Origin of the sequence: Methylobacterium aquaticum (assembly GCF_001043915.1) — a bacterium.
Lineage (GTDB): Bacteria > Pseudomonadota > Alphaproteobacteria > Rhizobiales > Beijerinckiaceae > Methylobacterium > Methylobacterium aquaticum.
Map to the genome: position 1 here is coordinate 1 of NZ_LABX01000042.1, position 12847 is coordinate 12847.

The following is a 12847-nucleotide window of genomic DNA, read 5'->3' on the forward strand; positions in this document are numbered from 1 at the left end:
ACCGCCAAGGGCGGCACCACGACGCTGACGGGCGTCTACCGCTACGCCGAGCCGGTGACGGCGAAGGGCTTCGTCTACATGGACACCCCCGGCTTCGACCCGGTGGCCGCCACCGGGCAGGTCGCGGGCGGCGCCAACGTGCTGTGCTTCACCACCGGCCGCGGCTCGGCCTATGGCTGCAAGCCGACCCCGTCGATCAAGCTCGCCACCAACAGCGAGATGTACCGGCGGATGCAGGACGACATGGACATCGATTGCGGCGACGTGCTCGACGGCGTCTCGATCGAGGAGAAGGGCCGTCAGATCTTCGAGACCATCCTGCGGATCGCCTCGGGCGAGCGCACCAAGTCCGAGGGCTTCGGCTACGGCGATGCCGAGTTCGTGCCCTGGCAGATCGGGGCGGTGATGTAGCCGGCGGATATGGCGGCGGCGGCCGAACCGTTCTAAGGGCGCTCCGGGGCACACCAACAAGAACGCTCCGGAGGACACGGCAATGACACCGGATGCGAGCGGCGGGCGCGATCTCACCCGCCGCCAATGGCAGATGACGCTGCTCGCGAGCCTCGGCGGCGGGCTCGAATATTACGACTTCATCGTCTACGGCATCTTCGCCAAGGACATCGCTGCCGCCTTCTTCCCGGCGAGCGATCCGGTCGCGGCCCTGACCCTGTCGCTGGCGGTGTTCGCGGTCGGCTATCTCGCCCGGCCGCTCGGCGGCCTGGTGCTGAGCCATTTCGGCGACCGCTACGGCCGCAAGACCGTGTTCGTCGTCACCGTCTTCACCATGTCGGCCTGCACGCTGGGCATGGGGCTGGTGCCGGCTTATGCCTCGTGGGGCGTGTGGGCGACCCTGCTCCTCGTGCTGTTGCGCTTCGTGCAAGGCCTGTGCATCGGCGGCGAACTGCCCGGCGCCATCACCTTCGTGGTCGAGACCGCGTCGCGACGCCCGGGGCTCGCCTGCGGCATCGTCTTCTGCCTGGTCAATGGCGGCGTGCTGCTGGCGGCCCTCGTCAACCTCGCCCTGCAATCCTGGCTGCCGCCCGCGATGATGGCGGAATACGGCTGGCGCATCGCCTTCCTGTTCGGCGGGGTCGTGGGGCTCGTCAGCTTCTGGCTGCGCCGGAGCCTGGAGGAGACGCCGGAGTTCCTGCGCCTCCAGCATCGCGCCGCCCGCCGGCCGATCGGTGAGGTGCTGCGCGACCATCGCGGCCCGGTGCTCGTCGGCATCGGCGTCGTCGCGCTCACGGCGGGTTTCAACGGCATCCTGTTCGCCCATATGCCGGCCTACCTGATCCAGGTGCTCAAGTATCCGTCGAAGACCGTGGCGTTGGCGATGAACCTGGCGCTCTTCGCCATGTCGGCGTCGCTGCTCGTCGCCTCGTTCTTCGCCGACCGGGTGCCACCGCGGCGGCTGATGCAGGTCTCCGCGCTCGTCATCCTGATCGGGGTGATCCCCGCCTACCAGGTGCTGGCCCGGGGCGACGCGAACCTGTTCCTGGTGCTGCCGCTCCTCACCATGGCGGTGGCCGGGGCCAACGGCAGCTTCGCCTATCTGCTCGCCGGGCTGTTTCCCACCCGGGTGCGGTTCAGCGGCGTCGCGCTCTCGCTCAACCTCAGCTTCACGCTGCTCAGCGGCCTCGGGCCGCTCGCCGCCAACGCGCTGATCGGCGCCACCGGCTGGGCGGCCGCGCCGAGCCTCATCATCGCGGCCGCGGCGCTGATCGGGCTCGTGGTCGCGAGCCGGCTCTCCGACCGGCCGGCGACGCTGGCCGAGGCGGTGCCGGCCTCCGGCTGAGCCGGGACCGCCCCCCTCCCCCGGGCGTTCCGGCAATCAGGCCGGGCCCGGGGCGCGCCGGGCGAGCCAAGCACCCCAGAACAGGCTGGAGAAGAAGCGCAGCGGCGGCGCGAAGCCGCTCTCGCGCAACAGGTCGGCCACCGACTGCTCCGAGGGCGGCGGGTCCGCCCCCTGGAGGATCTTCGCTCGCTTGGCCTCAACCTCCTCGGGTCCCGCTCCCTGCTGGCGCCAGCGCTCGCCCCAGGCGGCAAGCAGCAGCGGCTGGCTGGCATAGGTCTGGTGGTTGCAGGCGAGGATCAGCGGCGCGCCTGGCCGCAGGCGCCGGGCGAGAGCCACCAGGATCGCGCGCTTCGCCGCGTCCCCCGGCAGATGGTGGAGCACTCCGATCAGGGTCGCGGCATCGAAGGCTTCGCGGTCCGGCAGGTCGTCGACGGTGCCGAGCACCACCTCGGTCCGCGCGTCCAGGCCATTCTCCTCCAGGCGGGCGCGGGCGAGCGCCATCATCGGCGCCGAGGGATCGACCGCGGTGAAGCGCCAATGCGGCTCCAGGGCCGCCGCGGTGACGATTTCCTTGGCGCCGCCGCCGGCCCCGGCCACCAAGACCCGCGCCGCGGAGCCCGATCCGAGGGCGGCGGCCAGCATGCAGGACGCCAGCTCGTGGCAGGCCTCGTAGCCGGCGAGCGCGATGCGGCTCTGCTGCTCGTAGTCCCCGGCACGGGATGCATCGAACTTCCCGGCGGCGTCTTGCGCGATGGTCACGGCCCGGCTCCGGTGGTGGAACGCAGAATGCCGTGCACCCGCGCGGCGCAGGGACGCAAGGGGCGCACCCTTCCACGGCTTCCGATCGATGGTGTCGCCCTGCGGAATCCGAGTCCGCTGTCGCGGTGGGAGCCTTTCGACGCACCGCGCGAACTCGTAAGAATACCATCGGCCCAAGATGCTGACACATCGGGCCGATGAACCATCTCACATTTTCGATCCCAAGCCAAAGGCTGAGCGAAAATTGGAGAACATAACCAAAGGTCGTTTTCAACGACCGTTGGTATAAAGCGTCGGGACGGCCCCGTCGGGAGCCGTTGTCACCCCTCCGGGTGACGCTCGCGCCAGCGCGGGCCGGGGCCGCGCATGTAGTGCAATTCGGGGCGATAGGGATCCACGATCTCGGCGACGAGGTCCCGCCAACGCTGGGTGAGGCGTCCGACGAAAGCCATCAGCATGGAACCGTCCTCCTGCGCGCGAAGCGATTCGCGGTCGGGCCAGGCAGGGATCGTGCCGGCCGTTTCTTACGAAAACCTTGCCGGATGTTTGGTCCCAAAGTTTGACGGCGGGGCGGAGAGCGCATCTGGACGGGCGTGATCCCGAGAAGGCGACTGAGGGCGTGACGGGCTGGCGCGACTGATACCATCGGCCCAAGATGCTGACGCATCGGGCCGATGAACCATCTCAAATTTTCGATGCCAAGCCAGAGGCTTGGCGACAATTCGCGAATGGCACCAAAGGTCGTTTCCAACGACCGTTGGTATGATTAGTCAGGGTCCGGACGATGATCCTGGAGGGCCGTGTGGCCGCAGCACGGGACGTCGCGGGCGCTGGCAGCCTGTGGGATTTGCACGGGCGCCGCGACGTGATCCTTCGCCAGGAGGACAGCCGCATCCGCACGAGAGGCCAGTTTCCCGGCCATGGCCGCGCCGCGCCGCGCGCGCTCCACCTCTCGTGGAGACCGCCCCCTGACCGCCACGCGCAATCCGCGAAGCCTTCGCGGCAGAGAGGGGAGACCGGTGCCGAACTCATTGCCGTCCCGGGCGCGAGCGGCACCGTTTCGGTCAGGACCCGGTCCGACGCTCCTTGCCGAAGCCGCCGAGGCCGCAGCCGGCGAGATAGGCCGTCAGCATCAGGGCGGCGCTCTCGACCCAAAAACCCTCCCGTCCCGGCACGACGCCGGCCAACGCCGTGGCGATGGTCGCGACGGCGAGGAGCGCGAGGAAGCCGGCGGCGAGGCGCGGGCCACGGCCGGCAGGCGGGCCGGCCCAGAACCCGGTGGCGGTGCCGATCACGAGGGCGGCGAGGAGACCCGGCCAGGCGGCGGATGCGAGGATGAGCACGACGCGACTCACGAGCGCAGGACGAAGGCGACCGCCCGCCGGTCGGCGGCGGCCTCGGCCGGTGCGGCGGCGATGCGGTTCGACGGGATGCCGGCCTTGAGCAGGTAATCGACGATCGCCGCGGCGCGCCGCTGCGGCAGGCCGGGATCGGGCATCGGCGCGGTCTCGGCGGGCTTGTCGGCAGCGGATTTCGCGCCCGCCTTGTCGGCCGGCTTGCCGGCTTTCGCCGCCGGCTTGCCCTTGGCGGGTGCCGGCGCCTCCTTGGGGACGGACGGCACGACGGTGCCGGGCGGGTCGTCGTGGCCCGCCACCTCGATCCGGGCCTGCGGGCAGGCACGGGCGAGGTCCGCGACCCCGTCGAGAACGGGGTAGAAGGCTGGCTTCAGGTCGGCGCTGCCGGGATCGAAGCGCAGGGTCGGCTCCGTGGCGAGCGCCGCGAAGGTCTCGCGGCAGGCCGCCGGATCCCGCGAGGGGGCGGCACCGCGGGCCTCCACCGCGACGTCGATGCGCCAGCCGGGAGGCGCGATCCGCGCCGCCTCGGCGGCGATGCGGCGCGTGCTCTCCGGATAGAGGCCCTCGCCGGCGATGCGCAGGCTCCGGTCGCGCACGCTCACCTGGCCCTCGGCGAGTTGGCCGAGAACCCCGATCCCGGCGGTCAGGCCGTCGAGGAGGGCGGGCGGCGCACCTTCGGCCAAGCGGGTGCGGTCGATGATCCGCTCGCCATAGAGGTAGGGCCGCAGGGCCGCGTGGAGCACGCGGCGTGCCTCCGCATCCGGCAGGTGGCCGGTGAGGGTGAAGGCGTCCGATCCGCGCCGGACCGCCACGAGATAGGGCGAGACCGGACTCGCCGTCAGGGCCACCGTGCCGCGGGAGAGGCCCGCCGGCAGGTGATCCGCCAGCGCCTCGGCCTCGCGCACCGCCTGGATGTCGATGGCGGAGCCCTGGATCGACAGGGCCGACCCGTCGAGGAAGACGCGGCCCTCCCGCACGAGGGCGAGGGCCGCGAAGGCGCGGTCGACCAGCGCCTTCGCGTCGATCCCGGCCGAGAGGCCGCGGGCGGTGCGCATCATGTCGACGACCGGGGCGCCGTCGGCGACGAGCCGCGCCGCGGCCAGGATCGCGGCCCGGTCGGCCTCCGACAGGGTGTAGCCGTCGAGGCGGAGGCCATCGGGACCGCGGCTCGCCGACCAGGTGAAGGGCGAGACCAGGGCCGGCTCGACCGCGACCTCGCCGATCGCGAAGCCGGCGGGCGGCTGCGCGAGGTCGGCCTTCAGGCCGGCATAGGCTTCGACGCTCGCCGCCTCGCCGCGGACGGAAAGCACGCGGCCGCTCATCGCCGCGATGGCGCCGGGCTTCAGGTGCCGCGCTTGCGCGAGGAGGAAGCGGGCGGCTTCGGAAAAATTCTCCGGTGCGCCGCGGGCGGCCCGCGCGGTGTCGCGCAAGGAGAGCCCGGCGGGCAGACCGGCGCTCAAGGCGTCGTCGAGGGCCGTGCGGCCGATCTCTGCCGGACGGTGGCCGATGAGGTCGAGGCGGTCCGGCGCACGGTGGATCGCCGCCCAGGTAAAGGGCGAGACCTCGGCGACGAGGCCGAGGCGGTCGAGGATGCGGCGGTGGCCGGGGAGCGCGGCGAGCGCCGCGCGGGCCTCGTCGCGGGCGGCCGGCATCGGCGCCTCGCCGCTCGCCAGGAGGTCGCGGCCCCGCGCCTCGACCCGCAGCCACGGCTCGGCCCCGTCGCGGCCGGTGCCCGCCGCGACGGCCGCGGCCGGCGCCTCCAGGGCGGATTCGAGCCGCGGCTCGGTCCAGGCGGTGGCGGCCACCCAGGCGCCGGCAAGGAGGGGGAGGCCGGCGAGCCAGCCGATCGCGCGAATCGCCACACAAGACCTCGTCACGGGACGCGCGGAGCGGGGGATCTCAGGCGCCGAAACGGTGACCGTGGCGCCGGTTTCCGGCATCAGCAAGGCGCGACAGACGATCGGCAGCCGAATCGAAAAAGGGCCCCGGCGCGAAAGCCGGGACCCTGACGAGATTGGGATGCGGCTCCCGAAGGAGCCGCGCCCGAGACTTAGAAGTCGCGCTGGACGCGCATGCGGACCTGGAACGTGTCCGCGAAGTTGGTGGTCGGCAGGATCGCGCCATTGGCGGCCACCGGCAGGCCGGCCGCGTTCACACCAGCGGCGACGCCGCCCGGAGCCTTGTTGACGTCGATGACCCGACCGTTCTTGATGTCGACGCGGTTGTAGAGACCCTCGACGCCGATATCGAGATCCTTGACCGGCGACCAGATCAGGCTCGCGCCGGCGACGATCTGGCTCGTGTCGCGAAGCGTCGCGCCGAACAGGGCGACACCGCCGCTGTTGACCGGGTTGCCGAGGCCGTTGAAGTTCAGGCCGCCGAGCAGGTTGCGGCTGGTCTTGCCGAACGACATCTCGCCGTAGCTGCCGATGACCGCCGACCGCCACTCGGGCGCCCAGTAGTGCAGGTACGAACCGACCACCGTCCAGCTGGTCGACAGCTCCATCTTGCCGGTCAGCGGGTTCACGACGGCATCGGTGAAGAACGTCGCGAACGGCGCACCCTGGGTGTTGCCGGCGCTGGCGGTGTAGGAACCGATATACGAGGAGTAGCCGGTGTAGAGCTGGGCGCCTTCGCCGTAGGAGCCCTGCAGGTACAGGGAGTCGCCCGGAGCGATGAAGGGCAGGTTGAACTTCAGACCGCCCTGCACGGCCCAGCCGTACTCGGTGTTGATGCGCGGGGTCACGACCGAGCCGGCCGGGATCGTCGCGCCGCCGAAGGTCAGGACCGTCGAGGCGTTGCCGGCGTTCAGCTCGTGCACGGCGGCCGAGAGCTGGGCCGAGCCCCAGGCGGCGTCGTAGCGCAGCGCGCCGACGAAGTCGGGCATGCGCGAGGTCTGGCGCACGTCGTAGAACGCCTCGCCGATCGGCACGCCGGCCGCGTTGGTCGCGAGGACCGGGGTGAGGTTGGCGGCGCCCGCCGTGAAGACCGCGAACTGGCTCGCCGCGTTGCCGGGGGTGGCGGTGCCGAACAGCGGGGTCTTGCGGAAGATCGGGTCTTCGACCGAGATCGTCGCCGAGAAGCCCTGACCGAAGGTGGCGGTGTAGGCGAGCAGGTTGGTGGAGGCGACGTCCGAGCCCAGCGAGGTGCCGATGATCTCGAAGTCGTGAGCGTAGAAGTCGTAGAACGAGGCCGCGCGACCGGCGGTGAGGCCGGCGAACTGGATGAACGCCTTGTCGACGTTCACGTATTGCTGGGCGCGGGCGAAGGTGTCGACGCCGAGCGCCGGGAAGGCGTTGGCGATGCGCTCCTGGGTGCCGGACTTCAGGTAGGCGCCGGTCCGCGAGGCGAGCTCGAAGCGCACGAAGGCGCGGAGCGTGCCGTAGGCGGTCTGGGTACGGGCGTCGAGGTTGAGGCGGCCGAGGCCGCGGTAGCCCATCAGGTCGCCGTTGTTGCCCGAGCGCGAGTAGCCCTGCGAGTAGCCGGCTTCGAAGCGGGCGCGGCCGGAGACGCGCAGGCAGGTATCCGTACCGGGAACGAAGAAGAAGCCGGCACCGTAGGCCGAGCAGACACGAACGTATTCGACAGGCGCCGCCTTCTTGATCGGCAGATCGGCAGCCTGCGCCCCTGCGACGACGGTCAGGCCAGCAGCCGAACCCAGCAGAAGGCTCTTCACGAGCTTCATCGAGACCTCCAAAGTTTCGAGACCCTGGGGGTGAACGACTGTGTCTCGACGATCCTACGGGAGCCGAACCACGCCACTCTTATCCCCTTATGCCCGGCGCTCCCTGAGGGACGTCATCCGGGCTGCACCGGGTCTTGCCCGGTGCAGAGGCACCATGTGCGAGGCTCTAACGGCGATCAACTGGGATCCGCGTCCCGGACGGCCAAGTCACCGGCTTTCGGCCGCAATGTTGCATGGACGCCACGAAACCTCACGCGGGTCAGCGAAATTCAGGGAGCCTTGCGCTTGGGGACCTGAGCATTGTGCGCTTCGGCTGTGGTGACCAGGACGGGGCGCCCGTCCCGCGGCCGCGCCCCGGAGGAGCCGGGCACTCAGCCCTCCAGCTCCTCGCGCATCATCTCGAGTTCGAGCCAGCGCTCCTCGGCGCCGGCGAGATCGGCCTCGGTCGTCGCCAGGGTGCGGGAGATCGCCTCGAAACGGGCGGGATCGCGGGCATAGAGAGTCGCGTCGTCGAGGGCGGCCCGCAGCTTGGCGCGGTTGCCCTCGAGTGCCGCGATGCGGGCCGGCAGGGTCTTCAGTTCGTGCTGCTCGTTGAAGCCGAGGCGCTTCTTCGCGGCCGGGCGGGCTGGCGGCTTCGCGGCCTCCCGGGACGCGTCCTTGGCTCCCTTCGACGCCACGACCCCGCGCGCCTGCACGCCGACGCCGCGCTGGGCGACCATGTCGCTGTAGCCGCCCGCATAAGCGACCCAGCGCCCCTCCCCTTCCGAGACCAGCACGGTATCGACCACTCGGTCGAGGAAGTCGCGGTCGTGGCTGACCAGGATCAGGGTGCCGGCATAGTCGCCGAGCATCTCCTGGAGGAGATCGAGCGTCTCGAGGTCGAGGTCGTTGGTCGGCTCGTCGAGCACCAGCAGGTTGCCGGCCTCGGCGAGCGCCCGCGCCAGCAGCAGCCGGTTGCGCTCGCCGCCCGAGAGCACGCCCACCGGCGTGCGCGCCTGCTCGGGCGAGAACAGGAAGTCCTTCATGTAGCCGATGACGTGCCGGCTCTGGCCGCCGACCTGGACGCTGTCGCTGCCGCCGCCGGTCAGCACGTCCGCCACCGTCCGCTCGGGGTCGAGCGCGCTGCGGCGCTGGTCGAGAAGGTTGAGGGTGACGTTGGCCCCCACCTTCACCTCGCCCGAATCGGGCGGGAGGCGGCCGGTGAGCAGGTTGACGAGCGTCGTCTTGCCGGTGCCGTTGGCGCCGACGATGCCGAGCCGGTCGGCCTTCGCGATGCGGAGGCTCAGGTCGCGCACGATCGGACGGTCGCCGTAGGATTTCGCGACGTCGCGTGCCTCGACCACCAGAGTACCGGAGGTCTCGGTCTCGCTCACCGTCAGCGTCGCCGCGCCGACGGGCCCGCGATGCTCGCGGGCCTGGCGGCGCAGGTCGTGCAGGCCGGCGAGCCGCTTGACGTTGCGCTTGCGCCGCGCCGTCACGCCGTAGCGCAGCCAATCCTCTTCCGCGGCGATCTTGCGGTCGAGCTTGTGGCGCTCGCGCTCCTCCTCCTCGAAGACCTGGTCGCGCCAGCCCTCGAAGGCCGAAAAACCCTGGTCGAGGCGGCGCGTCGTGCCGCGGTCGAGCCAGACGATCGAGCGCGACAGGGCTTCGAGGAAGCGCCGGTCGTGGCTGATGAGGACCAGCGCCGAGCGGCTGCCCTTCAGCTCGGCCTCCAGCCACTCGATCGCCGGCAGGTCGAGGTGGTTGGTCGGCTCGTCGAGGAGCAGGATGTCGGGCTCCGGCGCCAGGGCCTGGGCGAGCGCCGCGCGGCGCGATTCGCCGCCCGAGAGTCGGGCCGGATCCTCCTCGCCGGTCAGCCCCAGGCTCTCCAGCAGGTAGCGCGCCCGGTACAGTTCGTCGCCCGGCCCCATGCCGGCCTCGACGAAGGACAGGGTGGTGGCGTGGCCTGCGAAATCCGGCTCCTGGGCGAGGTACCGCACCGTGGTGCCGGGTTGCAGGAAGCGCACGCCCTTGTCGGGCTCGACCAGCCCGGCGGCGACCTTGAGCAGGGTCGACTTGCCCGAGCCGTTGCGGCCGACGAGGCAGGTGCGGTCGCCGGGGGCGAGGGAGAGGTCGGCCCCGGCAAGCAGCGGCGTGCCGCCGAAGGTGAGCGCGATGCCCTGGAGGGTGAGGAGCGGAGGAGCGGCCATGGGCAGGGGATTACGGCAGGGCCGGCGGAAAGGCGAGACCGGGCGGGGGTCTCGCACAGCGGACGATCGCACCACGATCGCCCCCTTCCGCGACGGCTTCCGGCTTGCCGAGACGAGGACCTCTCGACACCCCCGCCCCTCTCGAATATCGTCGTTACGATAAATCATACCAACGGCCGACGATGCGGACGCATCGATTCGATCTCCGTCAGGCCCGAGATCGACGCGGCCGTTGATTCCATCTCGAATTCTCGATGCCAAGCACAGATGTCCGGGACCTTGGGCTTGGCGACAATGCGAGAACGGAACAAAAGGTCGTTTTCAACGACCGTTGGTATCAATGGCCATCACCGTCGATCCACCGAAGTGCGACCGCGCCCTCAGCGAGCGGGGTCTGGCCTTCCTGTCTGCCGAGGCGGTGTTCGCCGGCCTCCACCACACGTGGCCCGATGCCCGGCGCGATGACGGGGAGCCCCGCAACATCACGATCGGGCACCTCAACGGGCGCATGGTGACGATCGGATGGACCCCGCGTGGCGAGGACCGCCACGTCTTCACGAGGAGGAAGTGCAATGAGCGCGAACAAGCCCGCTACGCCCACCTTTTCCCCGGATGAATGCGGTGCTGCGCGAGACGATGCCGTAGGCGTCGGTGCCGACAAGGCACGACGTGGCATCTCCGCCCCCGACGGATTGCATCTAGCTCGCCGCGGGTAATACCAAAGGTCATTGGAAACAACCTTTGGTTCCGCTCTCGAGTTTTCGCCAAGTCTCCGGCTTGGCATCGACAATTCGAGATGGAGTCAACGGCCGCGGCGATCTCGGGCCTGACGGAGATCGAATCGATGCGTCAGCATCGTCGGCCGTTGGTCTAAGAGCCTAGAATGGCGGCCGTGGTGCCGCGAGACCTTGCGCCCGGGCCGCCCGGAAGAGGACCCCCGATGAGCTTCGTCACCCCCGATCCCTTCACCACCCGCCCCGAGATCGACGGCACCTTCGGGGTCGTGGCCTCGACGCACTGGATCGCCACCGCGGTCGGCATGGGCGTGCTGGAGCGGGGCGGCAACGCCTTCGACGCCGGGGTGGCGACCGCCTTCGTGCTTCAGGTGGTCGAGCCGCACCTGAACGGGCCGGGCGGCGACGTGCCGGTGATCCTGCACGATGTCCGGGTCGGACGGCCGCAGGTGGTGTGCGGGCAGGGCCCGGCGCCGCAGGCCGCCACGATCGGGCACCTGCGCGACCATCTCGGCCTCGATCTCGTGCCGGGCACCGGGCTGCTGGCGCCCTGCGTGCCGGGCACCTTCGACGCCTACATGCTGATCCTGCGCGACCACGGCACCTGGCGCCTCGCCGACGTGCTGGAGGCGGCGATCGGGTATGCCCGCGACGGCTTCCCGCTGGTCGAGCGGGTCTCGGCCACCATCGCCACCGTCGAAGGGCTGTTTCGCGAGCACTGGCCAAGCTCGGCGGCGACCTATCTCCGGGACGGCGGCGTGCCCGCCCCCGGCACGCTGTTCACCAATCCGGTCCTCGCCGAGACCTATGCCCGCATCGTCCGCGAGGCCGCCGGCGGCACGCGCGAGCAGGAGATCGAGCGGGCGCGCCGGATCTGGTCGCAGGGCTTCGTCGCCGAGGCGATTGATGCCTTCTGCAAGGCTGAGCCGGTGATGGACGTGACCGGGACGCCGCATCGCGGCCTCCTGACCGGGGCCGACATGGCGGCGTGGCAGGCGAGCGTCGAGGATCCGATCGGGTACGAATACGGCCGCTACACCGTGCTCAAGGCCGGGCCCTGGACGCAAGGGATGGCGACCCTGCAACAGCTCGCCCTGCTCAAGGGCTTTGCTCTCGACGGGCTCGATCCGGCCGGGCCCGACGTCATCCACCTCCAGGTCGAGTGCGCCAAGCTCGCCTTCGCCGACCGCGACACGTTCTACGGCGATCCCGCCTTCGTGGCCGTGCCGGTCGAGACCCTGCTGTCCGACGCCTACAACGCGGAGCGGCGCCGGCTCGTCGGCGAGACCGCCTCGCTGGAGCAGCGGCCGGGCACGATTCCCGGCTTCGGCAAGGCCCTGGAGGCCCGGGTGAGCGAGGGCGCCCGCACGGCGGTGGGCTCGTCCGGCGCCGGGGAACCGACGGTCGGCCGGCTCGCCGCGACCGTGCCGCCGGACGATGCCCGTTCCGGCGTGGTGCGGGGCGACACGGTGCATTTCGACATCATCGACCGGCACGGCAACATGATCACCGCCACGCCGTCCGGCGGCTGGCTGCAATCCTCGCCGGTGATCCCGGCCCTCGGCTTCTGCCTCGGCACGCGGGCGCAGATGTTCGTGCTCGACGAGAGCCATCCGGCGGCGCTCGCCCCCGGCAAGCGGCCGCGCTCGACGCTCTCGCCCACCATGGCTTTGCGCGACGGCCAGCCCTACCTCGCCTGGGGCTCGCCCGGTGGCGACCAGCAGGACCAATGGATCCCGCAATTCTTCCTGCGCCACGTCCATGCGGGCATGAACCTGCAAGCGGCGATCGACGCGCCGGCCTGGCACACCGAGCATTTCCCGTCGTCGTTCTGGCCGCGCACCGCCCGGCCGGGGGTGGTGGTGGTGGAGAACCGAATCACCCCTGCGACGGTCGCGGAGCTGCGCCGCCGCGGCCACATCGTCGAGGTCGGGGCCGACTGGTCGGAGGGGCGGCTCACGGCGGCGAGCCGCGACGGGCGGCGTCTCCGGGCCGCCGCCAATCCCCGCGGCATGCAGGGTTACGCCGCGGGACGGTAGGGGTCGCTACATCGTCGGGTTGGCCGGACCGGTCGGGGACGGGTCGGGGGTGATGGCCGGCGAGTGGCCGGGATCGTTTACCGGGATCTCGACCGGCCGGTCGCCCGGGGCCTCGCTCGGCAGCGCGGGCCCACCGGGATTCGACATCGGGCGCTCCTCTTTGCTGTCGAACCCAAACCGGGGCGCGCCGCCCCGGTTCCGCAGCGTCCCCTATTGCTTGGTCAAGAGCTTGGTCCCGTTCTGGCTGACGATCTGCTGGATCTTGTGGGCAAAGAGCGAGAGCAGAAGCGG

Annotated in this window: 10 protein-coding genes and 1 pseudogene; 4 read left to right on the forward strand and 7 right to left on the reverse strand. The window is 70.9% G+C overall.

The window, feature by feature from the left end; translation table 11 throughout:
• Positions 1–411 (forward strand): annotated as a pseudogene (locus VP06_RS05690) (UxaA family hydrolase); the annotation flags it as partial.
• Between the two features lie 82 nt (positions 412–493).
• On the forward strand, positions 494–1795 hold the full coding sequence (locus VP06_RS05695) for an MFS transporter (RefSeq protein WP_048462860.1): 1302 nt from the start codon (positions 494–496) through the stop codon (positions 1793–1795).
• A 36-nt stretch (positions 1796–1831) separates the two neighbouring features.
• Here VP06_RS05695 and VP06_RS05700 read toward each other — a convergent pair whose 3' ends face one another.
• From VP06_RS05700 to VP06_RS05720, 6 genes are all read right to left on the reverse strand, one after another.
• Positions 1832–2548, reverse strand: coding sequence for a class I SAM-dependent methyltransferase (locus VP06_RS05700; RefSeq protein ID WP_048462866.1), 717 nt, complete (start codon positions 2546–2548; stop codon positions 1832–1834).
• A gap of 326 nt (positions 2549–2874) precedes the next feature.
• On the reverse strand, positions 2875–3012 hold the full coding sequence (locus VP06_RS37045; RefSeq protein ID WP_197093146.1) for a hypothetical protein: 138 nt from the start codon (positions 3010–3012) through the stop codon (positions 2875–2877).
• A 606-nt stretch (positions 3013–3618) separates the two neighbouring features.
• Positions 3619–3897 carry a hypothetical protein gene (locus tag VP06_RS05705; protein WP_048462861.1) on the reverse strand — a complete coding sequence of 93 codons (279 nt, stop codon included), beginning with the start codon at positions 3895–3897 and terminating at the stop codon, positions 3619–3621.
• Positions 3898–3905: 8 nt separating this feature from the next.
• Positions 3906–5771: an OmpA family protein gene (locus VP06_RS05710; RefSeq protein ID WP_053081550.1), complete on the reverse strand. Its 1866-nt coding sequence runs from the start codon at positions 5769–5771 to the stop codon at positions 3906–3908.
• A 188-nt stretch (positions 5772–5959) separates the two neighbouring features.
• Complete coding sequence (locus VP06_RS05715) at positions 5960–7594, reverse strand: porin (RefSeq protein WP_048462862.1); 1635 nt, start codon at positions 7592–7594, stop codon at positions 5960–5962.
• Between the two features lie 371 nt (positions 7595–7965).
• Positions 7966–9783, reverse strand: a complete 1818-nt coding sequence (locus tag VP06_RS05720) for an ABC-F family ATP-binding cassette domain-containing protein (protein WP_048462863.1) — start codon at positions 9781–9783, stop codon at positions 7966–7968.
• A gap of 340 nt (positions 9784–10123) precedes the next feature.
• Here VP06_RS05720 and VP06_RS05725 point away from each other — a divergent pair, with 340 nt between their 5' ends.
• Both VP06_RS05725 and VP06_RS05730 read left to right on the forward strand, forming a co-directional pair.
• Complete coding sequence (locus VP06_RS05725; RefSeq protein ID WP_048462864.1) at positions 10124–10399, forward strand: BrnT family toxin; 276 nt, start codon at positions 10124–10126, stop codon at positions 10397–10399.
• 324 nt (positions 10400–10723) lie between these two features.
• Entirely contained in the window at positions 10724–12556 is a 1833-nt protein-coding gene (locus VP06_RS05730; protein WP_048462865.1) for a gamma-glutamyltransferase family protein, read from the forward strand.
• 6 nt (positions 12557–12562) lie between these two features.
• Here the strand turns inward: VP06_RS05730 and VP06_RS36010 are convergent, their stop codons facing one another.
• Positions 12563–12703 carry a hypothetical protein gene (locus VP06_RS36010; RefSeq protein WP_156295473.1) on the reverse strand — a complete coding sequence of 47 codons (141 nt, stop codon included), beginning with the start codon at positions 12701–12703 and terminating at the stop codon, positions 12563–12565.
• Positions 12704–12847: the final 144 nt, after the last annotated feature.

Bases quoted from the DNA above. Each gene is read 5' to 3' on its own strand.
- VP06_RS05695 (WP_048462860.1), top strand. From the start codon at position 494: ATGACACCGGATGCGAGCGGCGGGCGCGATCTCACCCGCCGCCAATGG.
- VP06_RS37045 (WP_197093146.1), bottom strand. From the start codon at position 3,012: ATGCTGATGGCTTTCGTCGGACGCCTCACCCAGCGTTGGCGGGACCTC.
- VP06_RS05715 (WP_048462862.1), bottom strand. From the start codon at position 7,594: ATGAAGCTCGTGAAGAGCCTTCTGCTGGGTTCGGCTGCTGGCCTGACC.
- VP06_RS05720 (WP_048462863.1), bottom strand. From the start codon at position 9,783: ATGGCCGCTCCTCCGCTCCTCACCCTCCAGGGCATCGCGCTCACCTTC.
- VP06_RS05725 (WP_048462864.1), top strand. From the start codon at position 10,124: ATGGCCATCACCGTCGATCCACCGAAGTGCGACCGCGCCCTCAGCGAG.
- VP06_RS05730 (WP_048462865.1), top strand. From the start codon at position 10,724: ATGAGCTTCGTCACCCCCGATCCCTTCACCACCCGCCCCGAGATCGAC.
- VP06_RS36010 (WP_156295473.1), bottom strand. From the start codon at position 12,703: ATGTCGAATCCCGGTGGGCCCGCGCTGCCGAGCGAGGCCCCGGGCGAC.